This window comes from Micromonospora coriariae (assembly GCF_900091455.1).
In the GTDB taxonomy this organism is placed as follows: domain Bacteria; phylum Actinomycetota; class Actinomycetes; order Mycobacteriales; family Micromonosporaceae; genus Micromonospora; species Micromonospora coriariae.
Window position 1 is genome coordinate 3,486,642 of sequence record NZ_LT607412.1, and the last position, 15,589, is coordinate 3,502,230.

Annotated in this window: 13 protein-coding genes; 7 read left to right on the plus strand and 6 right to left on the minus strand. The window is 73.3% G+C overall.

All coding sequences use genetic code 11. The features are described 5' to 3' along the window. Positions 1 to 147: 147 nt before the first annotated feature. The 4 genes from GA0070607_RS16390 (at position 148) to glmM (ending at position 4,133) form a co-directional block, all read left to right on the plus strand. Positions 148 to 1,530, plus strand: coding sequence for an MFS transporter (locus GA0070607_RS16390; RefSeq protein ID WP_089018982.1), 1,383 nt, complete (start codon positions 148 to 150; stop codon positions 1,528 to 1,530). Between the two features lie 192 nt (positions 1,531 to 1,722). Further along, a complete protein-coding gene (rplM, locus tag GA0070607_RS16395) occupies positions 1,723 to 2,166 on the plus strand; it encodes a 50S ribosomal protein L13 (RefSeq protein ID WP_053653864.1) in 444 nt (147 codons plus the stop codon). A 20-nt stretch (positions 2,167 to 2,186) separates the two neighbouring features. After that, positions 2,187 to 2,660, plus strand: coding sequence for a 30S ribosomal protein S9 (gene rpsI / locus GA0070607_RS16400; RefSeq protein ID WP_074314527.1), 474 nt, complete (start codon positions 2,187 to 2,189; stop codon positions 2,658 to 2,660). A 117-nt stretch (positions 2,661 to 2,777) separates the two neighbouring features. After that, complete coding sequence (glmM, locus tag GA0070607_RS16405; RefSeq protein WP_089018983.1) at positions 2,778 to 4,133, plus strand: phosphoglucosamine mutase; 1,356 nt, start codon at positions 2,778 to 2,780, stop codon at positions 4,131 to 4,133. 18 nt (positions 4,134 to 4,151) lie between these two features. Here the strand turns inward: glmM and GA0070607_RS16410 are convergent, their stop codons facing one another. Then, the gene (locus GA0070607_RS16410; RefSeq protein ID WP_089018984.1) at positions 4,152 to 4,898 is read right to left on the minus strand and encodes an ABC transporter ATP-binding protein; all 747 of its coding nucleotides are present in this window, start codon (positions 4,896 to 4,898) and stop codon (positions 4,152 to 4,154) included. 2 nt (positions 4,899 to 4,900) lie between these two features. Then, positions 4,901 to 7,729 carry an FtsX-like permease family protein gene (locus GA0070607_RS16415; RefSeq protein WP_089018985.1) on the minus strand — a complete coding sequence of 943 codons (2,829 nt, stop codon included), beginning with the start codon at positions 7,727 to 7,729 and terminating at the stop codon, positions 4,901 to 4,903. A 75-nt stretch (positions 7,730 to 7,804) separates the two neighbouring features. On the opposite strand from GA0070607_RS16415, the gene GA0070607_RS16420 reads away from it, so the two are divergent. Beyond that, the gene (locus tag GA0070607_RS16420; protein WP_157743170.1) at positions 7,805 to 8,455 is read left to right on the plus strand and encodes a PadR family transcriptional regulator; all 651 of its coding nucleotides are present in this window, start codon (positions 7,805 to 7,807) and stop codon (positions 8,453 to 8,455) included. Between the two features lie 9 nt (positions 8,456 to 8,464). On the opposite strand, the gene GA0070607_RS16425 is transcribed toward GA0070607_RS16420, so the two are convergent. Beyond that, positions 8,465 to 9,706: a pyridoxal phosphate-dependent aminotransferase gene (locus GA0070607_RS16425; RefSeq protein WP_089018987.1), complete on the minus strand. Its 1,242-nt coding sequence runs from the start codon at positions 9,704 to 9,706 to the stop codon at positions 8,465 to 8,467. 86 nt (positions 9,707 to 9,792) lie between these two features. Next, positions 9,793 to 10,812: an MmpS family transport accessory protein gene (locus tag GA0070607_RS16430; RefSeq protein ID WP_089018988.1), complete on the minus strand. Its 1,020-nt coding sequence runs from the start codon at positions 10,810 to 10,812 to the stop codon at positions 9,793 to 9,795. 239 nt (positions 10,813 to 11,051) lie between these two features. On the opposite strand from GA0070607_RS16430, the gene glmS reads away from it, so the two are divergent. Then, positions 11,052 to 12,965 carry a glutamine--fructose-6-phosphate transaminase (isomerizing) gene (glmS, locus tag GA0070607_RS16435; protein WP_089018989.1) on the plus strand — a complete coding sequence of 638 codons (1,914 nt, stop codon included), beginning with the start codon at positions 11,052 to 11,054 and terminating at the stop codon, positions 12,963 to 12,965. Between the two features lie 86 nt (positions 12,966 to 13,051). On the opposite strand, the gene GA0070607_RS16440 is transcribed toward glmS, so the two are convergent. Together GA0070607_RS16440 and GA0070607_RS16445 are read right to left on the minus strand one after the other, a co-directional pair. Continuing rightward, positions 13,052 to 14,731 carry an alpha/beta hydrolase gene (locus GA0070607_RS16440; RefSeq protein ID WP_089018990.1) on the minus strand — a complete coding sequence of 560 codons (1,680 nt, stop codon included), beginning with the start codon at positions 14,729 to 14,731 and terminating at the stop codon, positions 13,052 to 13,054. Further along, positions 14,728 to 15,024 (minus strand): hypothetical protein, encoded by a 297-nt coding sequence (locus GA0070607_RS16445; protein ID WP_089021886.1) that lies wholly within the window; start codon positions 15,022 to 15,024, stop codon positions 14,728 to 14,730. Before GA0070607_RS16445 ends, GA0070607_RS16440 begins: the two co-directional genes overlap by 4 nt. Positions 15,025 to 15,197: 173 nt before the next feature. On the opposite strand from GA0070607_RS16445, the gene GA0070607_RS16450 reads away from it, so the two are divergent. Next, positions 15,198 to 15,566 carry a holo-ACP synthase gene (locus GA0070607_RS16450; protein WP_089018991.1) on the plus strand — a complete coding sequence of 123 codons (369 nt, stop codon included), beginning with the start codon at positions 15,198 to 15,200 and terminating at the stop codon, positions 15,564 to 15,566. Positions 15,567 to 15,589 lie beyond the last annotated feature (23 nt).

Genomic DNA, 15,589 nt, shown 5'->3' on the forward strand with positions numbered 1-15,589 from the left:
TCCCGTCCGGTCGTTGCCGGGCGGGTCTCACCACCGCCACCGGTCGGCGGTGCGGCCCTCGTTTCCCTGTCGACCCGCGACGGGCACCGCCCGGTAACCCGGCGTTCCTAGCGTTCCCCCTGGTCACACCGACGAGGAGGAGCCGCAGTGCGCACGCTCACCAGCACCGCAGTCACCGCTGCCCCACCCGACGCCGCCGGGCGTCGGCGCGAGCTCACCGACTGGCGCCCCGAGGACCCCGGCTTCTGGCGGACGACCGGGGCGCCGATCGCCCGGCGCAACCTCTGGGTCTCGATCTTCGCCGAGCACGTCGGCTTCTCGGTGTGGAGCCTCTGGTCGGTGACCGTGCTCTTCCTCGGCCCCGAGTACGGCATCGATCCGGCCGGCAAGTTCCTGCTCACCGCCGTGCCGGCCGCGCTGGGCGCGGTGCTGAGGCTGCCGTACACGCTGGCGGTGGCCCGCTTCGGCGGACGACTGTGGACCATCGTCAGCGCGCTGCTGCTGCTGGTGCCGACCGTGCCGATGGCGGTGCTACTGGAGCCGGGGATCCCGTACCCCACCCTGATGGTGCTGGCCTGCCTGACCGGGGTCGGCGGCGGCAACTTCGCCTCCTCGATGGCGAACATCAACCTGTTCTATCCGCAGCGACTCAAGGGCCGGGCCCTCGGGTTCAACGCCGGTGGCGGCAACCTGGGCGTACCCGCGGTGCAACTGGTCGGGCTGGCGGTGCTGGCCACCGCCGGGGCCGCGTACCCCCGGCTGGTGCCGGCGGTCTACCTGCCGCTGATCGTGCTGGCCGCGCTGGCGGCGGCCCGGTGGTTGGACACCGTCCCCGGGGCCCGGAACGAGCCCGGCGCGCTGCGCGAGGCGGCCCGCGACCCGCACACCTGGATCATGTCGGTGCTCTACGTCGGCACCTTCGGGTCGTTCATCGGGTTCGGCTTCGCCTTCGGCCAGGTGCTCCAGCTCCAGTTCGCCGAACGCTTCCCCACCCCGGTCGACGCCGCCTGGCTGACCTTCCTCGGCCCGCTGGTCGGCTCGCTGATCCGGCCGCTGGGCGGGCACCTCGCCGACCGGCTGGGCGGAGCCCGGGTGACCTTCTGGAACTTCGTGGCGATGGCGGCCGGCGCCGGAACCGTCCTGTACGCGGCCCGGGAGCGGTCGTTCGCGCTCTACCTGGCGGGTTTCCTCGCCCTGTTCGTCCTCTCCGGCGTCGGCAACGGCTCCACCTACAAGATGATCCCGGCGATCTTCCGGGCCCGGGCGGCGGGACTGGTGGCCGACGACCGGTGCGATCCGGCTGCCGCCGCCCGCTGGGCCCGCCGGATGACCGGCGCGCTGATCGGCATCGCGGGGGCCGTGGGCGCCTCCGGCGGGGTGCTGGTCAACGTCGCCTTCCGCCAGTCGTTCCTCACCTCCGGCACGGCCGACGCCGCCTACCTCGCGTTCATCGCCTGGTACGCGCTCTGCGTCACGGTGACCTGGGTCGTCTACCGCCGGCGGGGGGCGGCCCGGCTGGCCGGCGTGTGAGCTGTGCCATGATGGGCTGCGCCGGCACGCGCGGCCGTACCCCCGTTTTGACCTGCTGATGGGGCGCCGGGTATCGTTGCCTGCTGTTGTACGACATCCAGAGGCGTGCCCTATCAGGTACGCTTGGTCGTTCGTGCGCGCCTGGTCACCTCGGCGCGCGACCCCAGACCGACGACGAGACAAGGTAGACCTGTGCGTACGTACAGCCCGAAGCCGGGTGAGATCGAGCGTCAGTGGCACGTCATCGACGCCTCTGATGTCGTGCTGGGCCGCCTGGCCACCCACGCCGCCACGTTGCTGCGTGGTAAGCACAAGCCGACTTTCGCGCCGCACGTCGACACGGGCGACTTTGTCGTCATCGTGAACGCGGGCAAGGTTGCGTTGACCGGCAACAAGCGCCAGACCAAGGTCGCTTACCGCCACTCCGGTTACCCGGGTGGTCTGAAGCAGATCGGCTACGACGAGCTGCTGACCAAGCGTCCCGAGCGGGCCATTGAGCTGGCCGTGAAGGGGATGCTCCCGCACAACAAGCTCGGCCGTCAGCTGATCAAGAAGCTGAAGGTCTACGCCGGTGCCGAGCACCCGCACCTCGCGCAGCAGCCGGTGCCGTTCGAGATCAAGCAGATCGCGCAGTGAGCGCGGGCGAAGGAAGCAGCATGACCGACATCACCGAGACCGAGGTCGCCCCGGAAGCCCCCGAGGCCACCGAGGCGCCGGCGCCCGTCGCCCGCGCGCCTCGTGGTGACCGGCCGATCCAGACCGTGGGCCGCCGCAAGGAGGCCATCGTCCGGGTCCGTATCGTCCCGGGCACCGGCAAGATCACCTGCAACGGCCAGGACCTCGAGGCGTACTTCCCGAGCAAGGTGCACCAGCAGCTGATCAAGGACCCGCTGGTCACCGCCGAGAAGCCCGAGCAGTTCGACGTCATCGCCAACCTGCGTGGCGGCGGCACCACCGGGCAGGCCGGTGCGCTCCGGCTGGGCATCGCCCGCGCGCTGATCATCAACGACCCGGACGACCGCCCGGCCCTGAAGAAGGCCGGCTTCCTCACCCGGGACGCCCGGGTCAAGGAGAGCAAGAAGTACGGCCTCAAGAAGGCCCGTAAGGCTCCCCAGTACTCGAAGCGCTGATCTTCACCAGCGCGTTGTACTTCTGACGGACGGCCGGTCCGCCTCCCCTCGACCGGGGAGGTGGACCGGCCGTTCCGCTTTCTCCTCATTGGCAGTGCTCATCGGAGGTTGGCGGGTATGGGTCGGTTGTTCGGCACGGACGGCGTACGCGGGCGGGCGAACGCGGATCTCACCCCGGAGTTGGCGCTCGCGCTCGCCGTGGCCGCCGCGCACACTCTCGCCGAGACGGACCGCAGCCATCCGCCGCTCGCCGTGGTCGGCCGGGACACCCGGGCCAGCGGCGAGATGCTGGAGGCGGCTGTGGTTGCGGGGCTGACCAGCGCCGGCGCCAACGTGGTGCGGGTCGGTGTGCTGCCCACCCCGGCGGTCGCGTACCTCACCGCGGAGGCCAAGGCCGACCTCGGGGTGATGCTCTCCGCGTCACACAACCCGATGCCGGACAACGGCATCAAGCTCTTCGCCGCCGGCGGGCACAAGCTGCCCGACGAGATCGAGATGCAGATCGAGGCGGCCGTGGAGGCGAACGCCACCACCGCCTGGGAGCGTCCGACCGGCGCCGGCGTCGGCCGGGTGCACGACCTGCTCGACGGCGCCGACCACTACGTCCAGCACCTGGTCGGCACAGTGCCGCACCGGCTGGACGGGATCAAGGTCGTGGTCGACTGCGCCAACGGCGCCGCCGCCGAGGTCGCCCCGGTCGCCTACCGGGAGGCCGGCGCGGAGGTCGTGGCGATCCACGCCGAGCCGGACGGGCTGAACATCAACGACGACTGTGGCTCGAACCACATCGAGGCGCTGCGCGAGGCCGTCGTCGAGCACGGCGCCCACCTGGGCATCGCCCACGACGGCGACGCCGACCGGTGCGTGGCGGTCACCGCCGACGGCGACGAGGTCGACGGCGACCAGGTGATGGCCATCCTCGCGCTCGCCATGCGGGACGCCGGCACGCTCACCCAGGACACCCTGGTCGCCACCGTGATGAGCAACCTCGGGCTGCGGCTGGCGATGTCCGCCGAGGGCATCCGGCTCATCGAGACGAAGGTCGGCGACCGGTACGTGCTGGAGGAGCTGCGCGCCTCCGGGCTGGCGCTCGGCGGTGAGCAGAGCGGCCACATCGTGATGCCCGCGCACGCCACCACCGGCGACGGAGTGCTCACCGGCCTGCACCTGATGGCCCGGATGGCGGCCACCGGCCGATCCCTGGCCGAGCTGGCCTCGGTCGTCACCAAGCTGCCCCAGGTGCTGATCAACGTGCCGGTCGGCGACCGCACCGTCGGCGCCGCCGCGCCGGCCGTACGTGCCGAGGTCGAGCGGGCCGAGGCGGAGCTGGGCGAGACCGGTCGGGTGCTGCTGCGCCCGTCGGGCACGGAGCCGCTGGTCCGGGTGATGGTCGAGGCGGCCACCGAGCAGACCGCCCGCTCCGTCGCCGAGCGGATCGCGGAGCTGGTCCGCACCGCCAGCCCGGTCGGCTGAGGCCGCCAACCGGCGGCGTCACAACCGCAGTCGCGCCGCCCGCTCGTACGTGTCGGCGGGGTCCTCGCCGTCGGTGAGGTCGAGGTCCTCGACCAGGCTGCCGTCACCGAGCCGGACCAACCGGTCGCAGCGGGCCGCGATCGACCGTTCGTGGGTGGCCAGCAGGATCGTCATGCCATGCCGCTCCCGCAGGTCGAGCAGCAGGTCGAGGATCTGGGCGCTGGTGGTCGAGTCGAGGTTGCCGGTGGGCTCGTCGGCCAGCAGCAGCCCGGGCGCGCCCATCAGCGCCCGGGCGATGGCGACCCGCTGCTGCTCGCCACCGGAGAGCTGCGTCGGCATCGCCCGTTCCCGTCCGCCGAGGCCGACGGCGTCGAGCAGCTCACGGGCCCGGGTCGCGTGGTCGGCCCGGCCGCGTTGCGGCAGCACCGGGGCGATCACGTTGTCCAGCACGGTCAACGCCGGCAGCAGGTGGTAGCGCTGGAAGACGAAGCCCACCCGCTGCCGGTACCGGGCCAGCGCGGTACGCCGCAGCGCCGTGATCTCCACGTCGTCGACCGTGATGGTGCCGCTGTCGGCCTGCTCGATGGCGCCGATCAGGTGCAGCAGTGTCGACTTGCCGGAGCCGCTGGGGCCGGTCAGTGCCACCACCGACCCCGCCGCGATCTCCAGCGAGACGTCGTCGACCGCGGTCAGCCGCTCGGCTCCGGTGCGGAACTGCCGGGTCAGCCCGACGATCCGGACCGTGCTGCCCGTCGTTGCCTCCATCGTCACTCCTCTGCCAGTAGCCGTGCGGTCGGGAGCCGGCGCAGCAACGCGGCCGGCACGAGCGCCGCGAGACAGGTGATCAGCACCCCGACGAGCGCCACCGCGGCGGCGACCAGGATCAGGGCGCTCGGCAGGCCACCGACCAGCCAGGCGGCCCCGGCGAGCCCGAGCCCGGCTCCGGCCACCGCCCCGAGCGCGCCGATCAGGAGCCCTTCGTAACCCACCAGGCGGGCCAGAGTGGCGTCCGTCCAGCCGACCGCGCGCAGTGTGGACAACTCCGCGGCGCGGTCCCGGACGTTCAGGTACAGCACGTCGGCGACGGCGCCCGCGCCGAGCAGGACGGTGACGACCGCTGCCAGGGTGTCCGCACTCCGTACGTTCAGCGAGATGGTGTCACCGAGCAGGCTGCCGACGATCGCGCCGCGGAAGGCGTAGGCGGCGGCGCTGACCAGGGTGAGCGCGGTCACCCCGATGGCCAGCGCGCCCGCCCCGAGCAGGGTGCGCCCGGGGGTGCGGACCAGGTTGACCAGGGCCATCCCGAACAGGCTGCGGGGGCGGCGTACCCAGCGGGCCGGGGCCACCAGCGGCCGCAGGGCGGCGGCCGGGTGGGCGCCCGCGGCCCGCAGCGCCGGGACCAGGCCCGCCACCAGCGCCAGCAGCAGAGCCACAGGTACGGCGAGCACCGCCTGACGCCAACCGATCCCGATGTCCAGCGCGGCGGCCAGGGGGAACGCCAACCCCAGCGCGAGCAGGCCGGCGGCCAGCCCCAGTGCGGCCACCTCGCCGAGGACCAGCGCCGCGATCCGACGGGCTGACCAGCCCAGGCAGGCGAGCACCGCCAGTTCGCGGCGCCGGTCCCGGACGGCGGCGGACACGGCGTTGCCGAGGAACAGCCCGCAGACCACCAACACCAACCCGAACAGCACGAGGCTCTTGCGGTCGACGGCCCTGGTGATGACCGACGCCACCCCGAGGGCGGACCACGGCTCGGTCAGTCGCAGCTCCGGCCGGCCGAACGAGCCCGCCGGCAGCTCCACGGTCTGCGGAGCGGGAGACGAGCCGAAGGTGAGATCGACGTCCAGCCCGGTCGTGTCGGCGATCCGCTCGGCGATCAGCCGGACCCGCTCGGCGGACCGGTCGGTGTAGCCGGCGACGTCGGAGACCCGGACCCGGATCGCGCTGATCGGCGCCGTTCGGGTGGGGGTGACGTCGCCCTCCAGCAGCTTCGGCACCGCCGCCAGGTTGGTGAGCAGCAGCGGCGGCGAGGAGAGGTAGCCGGCCGGGTTTCCGCTCGGCTCCAGCGGCCGACCGCCCAACGCCTGGCGGCTGCGTTCGTCGGCGCCGTCGGTGCGTGGCGGCTCGTACGTCTCCAGCGGCACCCGGGACAGGTCGCTGAACCCGCTCAGCTTCTCCGGATCGAAGATGCCGACGGTCTGCCAGAACCGGAGTTGGAGGTGCCCGCCGGACGGCGGCTGAGGAAGCGCGGTCACCGGGCGGAAGCCGTTGTCGTCGGCGAGCCACGGACGGGAGTGGAGGTTCAGAGCGCTCTCGCCGCCGTACAGCGCGTGATCGAACGGTGGTCGCGCGACAGCACGGAGAGCGCCGTCGGGGAGCCGCTCGTACTCCGGCGCGCCCGCCTGCATGATCGTCTGCAACTCACCCGTGCAGCAGCCGGTCTTGGAGATCCCTTTGGCGAGCAGGTCGCGGTACCCGTCGGTCAGCGTGTACTCCTCGGTGCCGACCCCGAGCCCGGTGGCGCGGCCCAGCGTCCGCTCCAGCTCGCCGATGGGCAGCCCCGCCGGTCGCGCCTGCGGCAGCCGGGTGAGGGCGGACCGCACTGTGACGTCGAGGTAGGGGCGGCTGGTGCTCAACACCGGGACCGACCGCTCGGTCACACTCGGTCCGGGAGAGGTCTCGGTGGTCGTGTCGTCGAGCCGGAGCGAACGGCCCTCGGTCACCGCGTCGTCCAGGCCGACGAGGCGCTGCTCCGCCTCGGGGTCCACCGCCGCCAGCAGGAACGGCACCGTCACCCGGTAGGTGACCACCAGTTGGTCGGTGACGACGCGTTCGGCCCGGCCGGGCAGCCAGCGGTTCGCCTCGAAACGCCCGTCTGGCAGGAGCCGGACGGTGTCGACGCTCCAGTTCTCCCGTTCGGAAGACTGCCCCGCGTTCCCGGACCTCACGGCCAGGTACGGGTCGCAGATCGGTTCGCTCCGTCCATCGGGGAGCACCTCCCGTGGGACCTGCCCGCAATACTCGTCGTACTTGTACGTCCGGCCGTCCGAGTACGGAGATGAGGGAACGTCCACGTCGCCGCCCCACTCGGGGTAGAGCAGAGGGCGCTTGGTCACGTACACGTAGCGCGGGCTGCTGGGGGCGGTGGAGAGCCCTCGCTCGGCGGTGAACGTGGGGTTGAGCCGGATGACCTGCCGCTCCAGCGAGGGGTCGACCGCGCGGGTCACATCGAATCGGACCGGCACCGTCGAGGTCGAATAGCCCAGCATGGCGATCGGCGCGGCGACGTCGACGCCGGCGACCTCCTTCACCTGCTCGTACTGCGCCGGGGTGATGCCGCCGAAGAGGCCGGAGAGGTAGTTTGGGCGGACCAGCCCGCGCTCGGCCTCAAGCGGGGTGCGCGCCCCGTTGGGACGGACCAGGATGTCGTAGGCGGCCCGGGTGTTGCGCTCCACCGCGCCGGTGACGTCGAGACGGGAGGTGGTGGTGGCGCCGGTCAGGACGACGAAGCCGGTGGTCGCCACCAGCACCCCGGCCAGCAGCGCCACCGACCGCCCAGCACGGCCGCGTAGCTGACCCCAGATGAACCCCAGCATGTCGCGCCTCCCCGTGTGCTGCCCCACACTCTGCGCGTTACATTGTCACAATGCAAGACCTGGTCCGGTCGACCAGTGGAATCGGAGGAGACGGTGGCGATCCAGCACGCGGTCCTGGCACTGCTCGCACGCGGCCCGAGCTACGGCTACGAGCTGAAGGGCGCCTTCGAGGCCGCCGCCGGTCCACAGTGGGGGTCGCTCAACATCGGCCACCTCTACCAGATCCTCGACCGGCTCTCCCGGGACAGCCTGGTGGTCGCCGAGCGGCAGGCCCAGCAGGTCAAACCCGACCGGGTGGTCTACCAGATCACTCCCGCCGGCCGGGCCGAACTCGACCGATGGCTCGACGAGCCGAGCCGGCGCAGTGGCGGCTTCCGGGACGACTTCTTCCTCAAGGTCACCGCCGCCGCCCGATCGGGTTCCGCGCGCACCGTCCGCACCGTGCTGACCAACCAACGCGGGCACCTGCTCCGCGAGCTGCGCAACCTCGACGGGCTGCGCCGCAAGGCCGGCGACCCGGTGGTCGGGCTGCTGCTCGCGGCGGCGGGCCGGCACGTTGAGGCCGACCTCGCCTTCGTCGATGACGCCGAGGCGGTGCTGCTGGCCGACAGCGGCGCGCTGCTCGCCACGCTGGCGGGCACAACGTCAGAGATCACGGCGTACGCCGCCGACGACTCATCGCCCGCGCGGGCGGACGACGTCGGACCGGCCCGCGCGGCCGGCTGACCTTAGCGATCAGTGCAGCCCGCGCAGCCGGGTGACCGCCTCGGTCAGCACCTCGGGGCGTTTGCAGAAGGCGAACCGGACCAGCCGCCGACCGGCCTCCTGGTCGTCGTAGAAGACCTGGGTGGGCACGGCCACCACGCCGCAGCGCTCCGGCAGCGACCGGCAGAACTCCACCCCGTCCCGACCGCCGAGGGCGGTGACGTCGGCTGTGACGAAGTACGTCCCCTCCGGCACCAGCACCTCGAACCCGGCGTCGGTGAGGCCGCCGACGAGCTGGTCGCGGCGCTGCTGGAGCCCGTCCCGGAAGCCGGTGTAGTAGTCGTCGGGCAGGGCCAGCGCCACGGCGACCGCGGGTTGCAGCGGGGCGGCGTTGACGAAGGTGAGGAACTGCTTCACCCGTAGCACCGCCGAGACCAGCGCCGCCGGACCGCTCACCCAGCCGACCTTCCAACCGGTGCAGGAGAACGTCTTGCCGGCCGAGGAGATGCGCAACGTCCGCTCCCGCATCCCGGGCAGGCTGGCCAGCGGCACGTGCGGGCCCGACGCGTCGGTGAAGACCAGGTGCTCGTACACCTCGTCGGTCACCGCGTACGCGCCGTACTCCTGGCACAGCTCCGCGACCAGCGCCAGCTCGGCCGGGGTGAAGACCTTGCCGGTGGGGTTGTGCGGCGAGTTGAGCAGCACCAGCCGGGTGCGTGGGCCGAACGTCGCGCGCAGCTCGGCCGGGTCGAAGGCGTACCGACCGTCGGCGGCGGGACGCAGGGTGACCGGCCGCCGGACCGCGCCGGCCAGCGCGATCGAGGCGGCGTACGAGTCGTAGTACGGCTCGAAGCAGACCACCTCGTCGCCCGGCTCGCAGAGGGCGAGGATGCTGGCCGCTATCGCCTCGGTCGCGCCCGCGGTGATCACGATCTCGCCGTCCGGGTCGTACGCCAGGTCATGGAACCGCCGCTGGTGGGCAGCGACCGCCGCGCGCAGGGCGGGGATCCCCGGCCCGGGCGGGTACTGGTTCTGCCCGGCGCGCAGCGCTTCGGCGGCGGCGGCCAGCATCTCCGGTGGGCCGTCGGTGTCCGGGAAGCCCTGGCCGAGGTTGACCGCGCCGGTCCGTACGGCGAGGGCGGACATCTCGGCGAAGATCGTCGTGCCGAACGGCCGCATCCGGGCCACCAGCGGGTCGACATCGGTGCTCGTCGTCACCTGCGCCAGCCTACGGCCACCCACGGGCCGAACCCCAGCCCACCGGGTTCCCATGATCGACTCGAGATCGCTGATATCGGGGTATCAAAGGCACTCCGATACCGCGATATTGCCGATCCCGTGTCGATCAGGCGAAAGCCTCACTCCGCCGTGCAGGTGGTCCGCCAGTATCCGCGGGTCTTGTCGACGACCGGCTTGCCGGCGCCGGTGATCGTGACCGTGCAGTCGAGCGGTCCGTTGTATTCGATGTCCGGCCAGGTGGCCTCCACCATCACCCGGCTCTGGCCGTTGGTCCGGATGGTGGTGCGCCACGGGAGCTTCGCGTCGTCGACGTGGATGAGGTCGCTCTCGGCGTCGTAGTACGCGATGTCCGCCGGGCCCGATCCGGTCACCTCGTAGACCACAGTCACCGGGGCCGGCCCCGAGGTCGGACGGGTGACCGGCTTCTTGGTGGGCGCCGGCGCGGTGCTGGCGGGTGCGGCGGTGGACGGTTCGGTGGTGGGCGGTTCGACGGTGGGGGGCCAACCGTCGTCGTCGAAGGGGCCGGAGTCGTACGGGTCTTCGGCGACCGGCTCCGGGACCAACTGGCTGACCAGCGGGCCGGCCGCGCAGACGCAGCCGCAGAGGGCGAGGGTGAGGACCGCGACGATCGCGACGACGATCCCGACCCGGCCGTTGCCGCCCGGCGGGCGACCGGCGACCTGTGGATACCCCGGGTGGAGGTAGGGCGGCGGGTAGCCGGGCGGCGGCCACCCCGACGGTGGCTGGCCGGGCGGTGCCCAGCCCGGTGGCGGGTGGCCGGCGGGGGAGGGGCTGGAGCCGGTTGACGGCGACGGCGGCGGGGGCGTCGCGGAGGTGGGTGTCCACGAGGTCTCCGACGGGCCGGGCGTCCAGGGCGCGGACGACGGTCCGGGCGTCCACGACGTCTCGGGCGGTCCAGGCGTCCAGGGCGCGGAAGACGGTCCGGGCGTCCACGGGGCAGGTGGCGCCCAGGGTTGGCCGGGGGCCAGCGGATCGGGCGCCGGATATGACGCCGGAGGGGCCAGGTCGGACGGCGGGTTGGCGGCCGGCTGGCTGCCCGCGGCGGACGTGTCCGGCGGCGTTGGAGTCGGGTCCGAGGGCGGCGTCGGGGTCGGGTCAGGCGGAGGCGCGTCGGACATGGCTGCTCCGGGCGGGAGTGGGTATGGGTGGAACGAGTGTGGAGAGGACCCGCCGCACCCGCCGAGAGACTTTCGTACCCGGGGAGCCCTCGCAACCCCGTCGCCCTGGGACGCGGCCCGAGCGGACCGGGGTGGCTCGTCCCGTTGTTACCCGCCAGCCACCGATCGCTCAGTTTCAGTGATTGTTTAGCCGACTTTCGAGCAACCATCGTGAGCGAAACTGGGTTAGGCTGCGGGCCATGTGTGGAATCGTGGGTTACGCGGGCGCGCGCCCCGCACTCGGCATCGTGCTGGACGGGCTGCGGCGGCTGGAATACCGCGGCTACGACTCGGCGGGCGTCGCGATCGTCTGCGACGACCAGCTGCTGATCGAGAAGAAGGCCGGCAAGCTGGCCAACCTGGAGAAGGTGCTCTCCGAGCGGGCCGCCGACGACCCGACGTCCTGCGCCGCCAGCCCGATCGGCATCGGTGACGGCACCACCGGCATCGGGCACACCCGCTGGGCCACCCACGGCGGCCCGACCGACCGCAACGCCCACCCGCACCTCGCCCCCGACGGCCGGGTCGCCGTGATCCACAACGGCATCATCGAAAACTTCGCCAAGCTGCGCGCCGAGCTCGAGGCCGACGGCGTCCAGTTCACCAGCGACACCGACACCGAGTGCGCCGCCCACCTGCTCTCCGCCGCGCTGGCCGATCTGCGCGCCGCCGGCCAGCCGGACAGCCCGCAACTGCTCGCCGCCGGCATGCGGGTGGTGTGCCAGCGGCTGGAGGGCGCCTTCACCCTGCTCGCGGTGGACGCCGCGGTGCCCGGCGCGGTCGTCGGCGCCCGGCGCAACTCGCCGCTGGTGGTCGGCCGGGGTGACGGGGAAAACTACCTGGCCAGCGACGTGGCCGCGTTCATCGAGCACACCCGGGACGCCGTGGAACTGGGCCAGGACCAGATCGTCCTGATCACCGACGACAGCATCGAGATCACCGACTTCGAGGGCCAGCCGGCCACCGGCAAGGACTTCCACATCGACTGGGACTCGTCGGCCGCCGAGAAGGGCGGTTACGACTGGTTCATGCTCAAGGAGATCGAGGAGCAGCCGCAGGCCATCGCCGACACGCTGCTCGGCCGGCTCACCGAGACCGGCGAGATCGCCCTCGACGAGGTCCGCCTCAGCGACCAGGACCTGCGCGACGTCGACAAGATCTTCATCGTGGCCTGCGGCACTGCGTACCACGCCGGAATGGTCGCCAAGTACGCCATCGAGCACTGGACGCGGATCCCCTGCGAGGTGGAGCTGGCCAGCGAGTTCCGCTACCGCGACCCGGTGCTCGACCGGTCCACGCTCATCGTGGTGATCTCGCAGTCCGGCGAGACGATGGACACCCTGATGGCGCTGCGCCACGCCAAGGACCAGAAGGCCCGGGTGCTGGCGATCTGCAACACCAACGGCTCGACCATTCCCCGCGAGTCCGACGCGGTGCTCTACACCCACGGCGGGCCGGAGATCGCCGTCGCCTCCACGAAGGCGTTCCTCACCCAGGTCGTCGCCTGCTACCTGATCGGCCTGCACCTGGCCCAGGTGCGCGGTATCAAGTTCGCCGACGAGGTGGGCGCGGTGGTCGCGCAGTTGCAGGAGATCCCGGGCAAGCTGCGTGAGCTGCTGGACCGGATCGACCCCGTGCGCGAGCTGGCCCGGGAGCTGAAGTCCGAGCCAACTGTGCTGTTCATCGGTCGGCACGTCGGCTACCCGGTGGCCCTGGAGGGCGCGCTCAAGCTCAAGGAGCTGGCGTACATGCACGCCGAGGGCTTCGCCGCCGGCGAGCTGAAGCACGGCCCGATCGCCCTGATCGACAAGGGCACGCCGGTGATCTGCGTGGTGCCCTCGCCGGTCGGCCGGGGCATGCTGCACGACAAGGTCGTCTCCAACATCCAGGAGGTGCGGGCGCGCGGCGCGCGGACCATCGTGATCGCGGAGGAGGGCGACGAGGCCGTGGTCCGGTACGCCGACCACCTGATCTACGTGCCGCGTACGCCGACCCTGCTGGCCCCGCTGGTCACCACCGTGCCGCTCCAGGTGCTCGCCGCCGAGATCGCCGCCGCCCGCGGGCACGACGTGGACCAGCCCCGCAACCTGGCCAAGTCCGTCACCGTCGAGTAACCGACCCCGAGCGCCGACCCGGGCCCCGGACGTCGCACCACGCGGCGACCGGGGCCTTCGTCGTGCCTGACCTGGCCCGCCGGCCGTCAGTGGCCCAGGACGATGCGGGCCATGCCGTCCAGCGCCGGGTTGGCCGGATCCCAGTAGCCCACGTGGCCGTGCCGCCCGCTTGGAAAGGTGCGCCCACCAAAGCCCGCTCCGGCCGGATCCCGGCCGAACCACAGCTCGTGCTCGCCCGGCCCGGCCAGGTTGAGCGCGGCCGCCAGCGGTGACGTGCCGAGCAGCACCTGCCGGGCCAGGTCGGCCGGGGGACGGGTCAGCCGGATCACGTCGTCCGGTGCGCTGCTCGCCCAGACCTGCCCGGCCGGTACGCCCAGCTCCGCGGCCTGCGCGACGCCGACCCCCGGCGAGCCGACGAAGACCAGCGCGTCGGCGGCCAGGCCGTGGTCCCGGGCGGCCATGCCCACCACCAGCGACCCGTAGCTGTGCCCGAGCACGGTCTGCCGGGCCGGCGGCCCCTCGTGGCTGGCCCGTAGCCCCTCCTGGAAGCGGTGCAACGCCGGACCGGCGTCCCGGGCCTGGCCGGCCGTGGCCGCCTCGTGCAGGAAGTCCGGGGCGTCGTAGTCCAGCCAGAGCACCCCGGCGGTCTGCTCGCCCGGGTCGAGCGTGGCGCACCGGCCCTGCACGCGCGCCACCCGGGCCAGTTCGCCCGGCGCGTCGTCGAGGCCGGCGGTCATCCCCGGCACGTAGGTCACCACCCGGTCGGCCTGGTCCGGGTCACCGAGCGAGACCACCACCCGTCCCTCGCCGGTCGGGTCCAGCCCGAGCAGGTAGGCCCGCGGGGCTCGCGGCTCGCCCAGCCGCTCGGCGAGCGCCTCCAGCCCGGCCAGGCGCGCCTCGACCCGGCGCAGCCGCAGTGCGCCGACCGGCCCGGGCGGGACCCGGGACAGCAGCCGCCGCCGTTCGGCGAGCAGCTCCTCCCGCCGGGCACCGAGCAGCAGCCGGTTGGCCTGGTCGCGGGCGGCCACCGGCAGGCCGTCGAGCCGCCCGACCAGCGTCGGCTCGTGCCCCACCAGCCACCGGCGCTGCGCCGGTGTCAGCCCCGCCCACCACGCCCGCACGTCGACCGGGGCGGCACCCGGCGCGGGCCGGCCGGGCGGCGGTGGCGCCTGCCAGCCGTCGAGAGCCGCCATGACGAGTTCGCCCAGCCGGGCGGTCGCGGCCCGGTCCGCCGCGCCGGCCAGCTCCAGCGCCGCCCGTAGTGCCGTCGCCACCCGGGCCGCCGCCGGGCCGTCCCGCTCGGCGGACGGCCGCGACCGGGCCGGATCGGTGTCGACCCGGCCGTGCCGGTCGATCAGCAGCCCCGCTCCCTCCGCCAGCGCCACCGCCGCCGCGAGCCGGCCCTTCGCCGCCGTGAGCCGACCGGCGAACTCGGCGAGCACCTGATCGGCCTCGATCAGCGCGGGTGCGATCGAGGTCAGCTCGCCGCGCAGCCCCGCGAGCCGCCCGTCGGCCGCCGTCCCCGCCCGGCCCGACCAGGCGACGCGCAGCGCCCTCGCGTCCGTGCTCAGCTCGCCGGCCCGCCTCTCGACCAGCGCGGTCAGCCCCGCCCACGCGGCTCCGGCGGCCTGCCACGCTCCCGGATCGGCGGTCCAGAGCTGGGCGTAGCCGACCGCACCCGCCGAGGGGGCGTCGCGATCCGCCGCAACGCGTCCCCGGGCACCTGCCGGCCCGGCGTCCGTGCGCGGGCGTGTCCGGGCGGTCACCGGGGTAGCGCGGCGAGCCGGCGGGCGGCCCGGTCGTCCGCCGCCCGGTAGGACTCCACCGCCGTCCGGACCGCCCCGCCCGTCACCGCCACCAGGCCGCCGAGGCGGCCCAGCCACCCGTGCACCGCCGACTCCAGCCCGACCAGCGCCGCGCCGGCCGCCCAGTCGGGCGCGGACACCATCAGCCCGGGCACCCCGAGCAGCCCGTGCGCCAGCCGGTACGCGTCGTCGTCCAGCGCCCGGGCGACGCCCCGCAACAGCTCCGGCCGGACCGTCAACGGCTCATCTGTCATCCCCACACCCCCGTGTGCGATCGGCATCGACGGATCGACGGTAGGCGGGACAGGTACACCCCGACGTGCCCTGTGGACAGCCGCTGGCGGCCGTACCCCGACCTGTCCACAGGCGTTGCCCACCGCGCGGCCGACGGCTAATCTGCCGCCTCCGACGCCGGTAGGGTGGGTTGGTGATCGTCGCTGTCGGCATCGACGTCGTCCTGGTCGACCGGTTCGCCCGGTCCCTGGCGCGGACGCCGCTGCTCGCCGACCGGCTCTTCACCGAGACCGAGCGGCAGACGGGCTCCGGCAATCCACGCTCGCCGGAGTCGCTGGCCGCCCGCTTCGCCGCCAAGGAGGCCGTCGCCAAGGCGCTCGGCGCGCCGGCCGGTCTGAGCTGGCACGACTGTGAGGTCGTCTCCGACCCGGACGGCCGTCCCTGGCTGACGGTCTCCGGCACGGTGGCGGCGGCGGCCGTGGAGCGTGGGGTCAACCGCTGGCATCTCTCGCTGTCGCACGACGGCGGGATCGCGTCGGCGATGGTGGTCGCGGAACGGTGACGTCGGCCGGGTGGGCCGTTCCG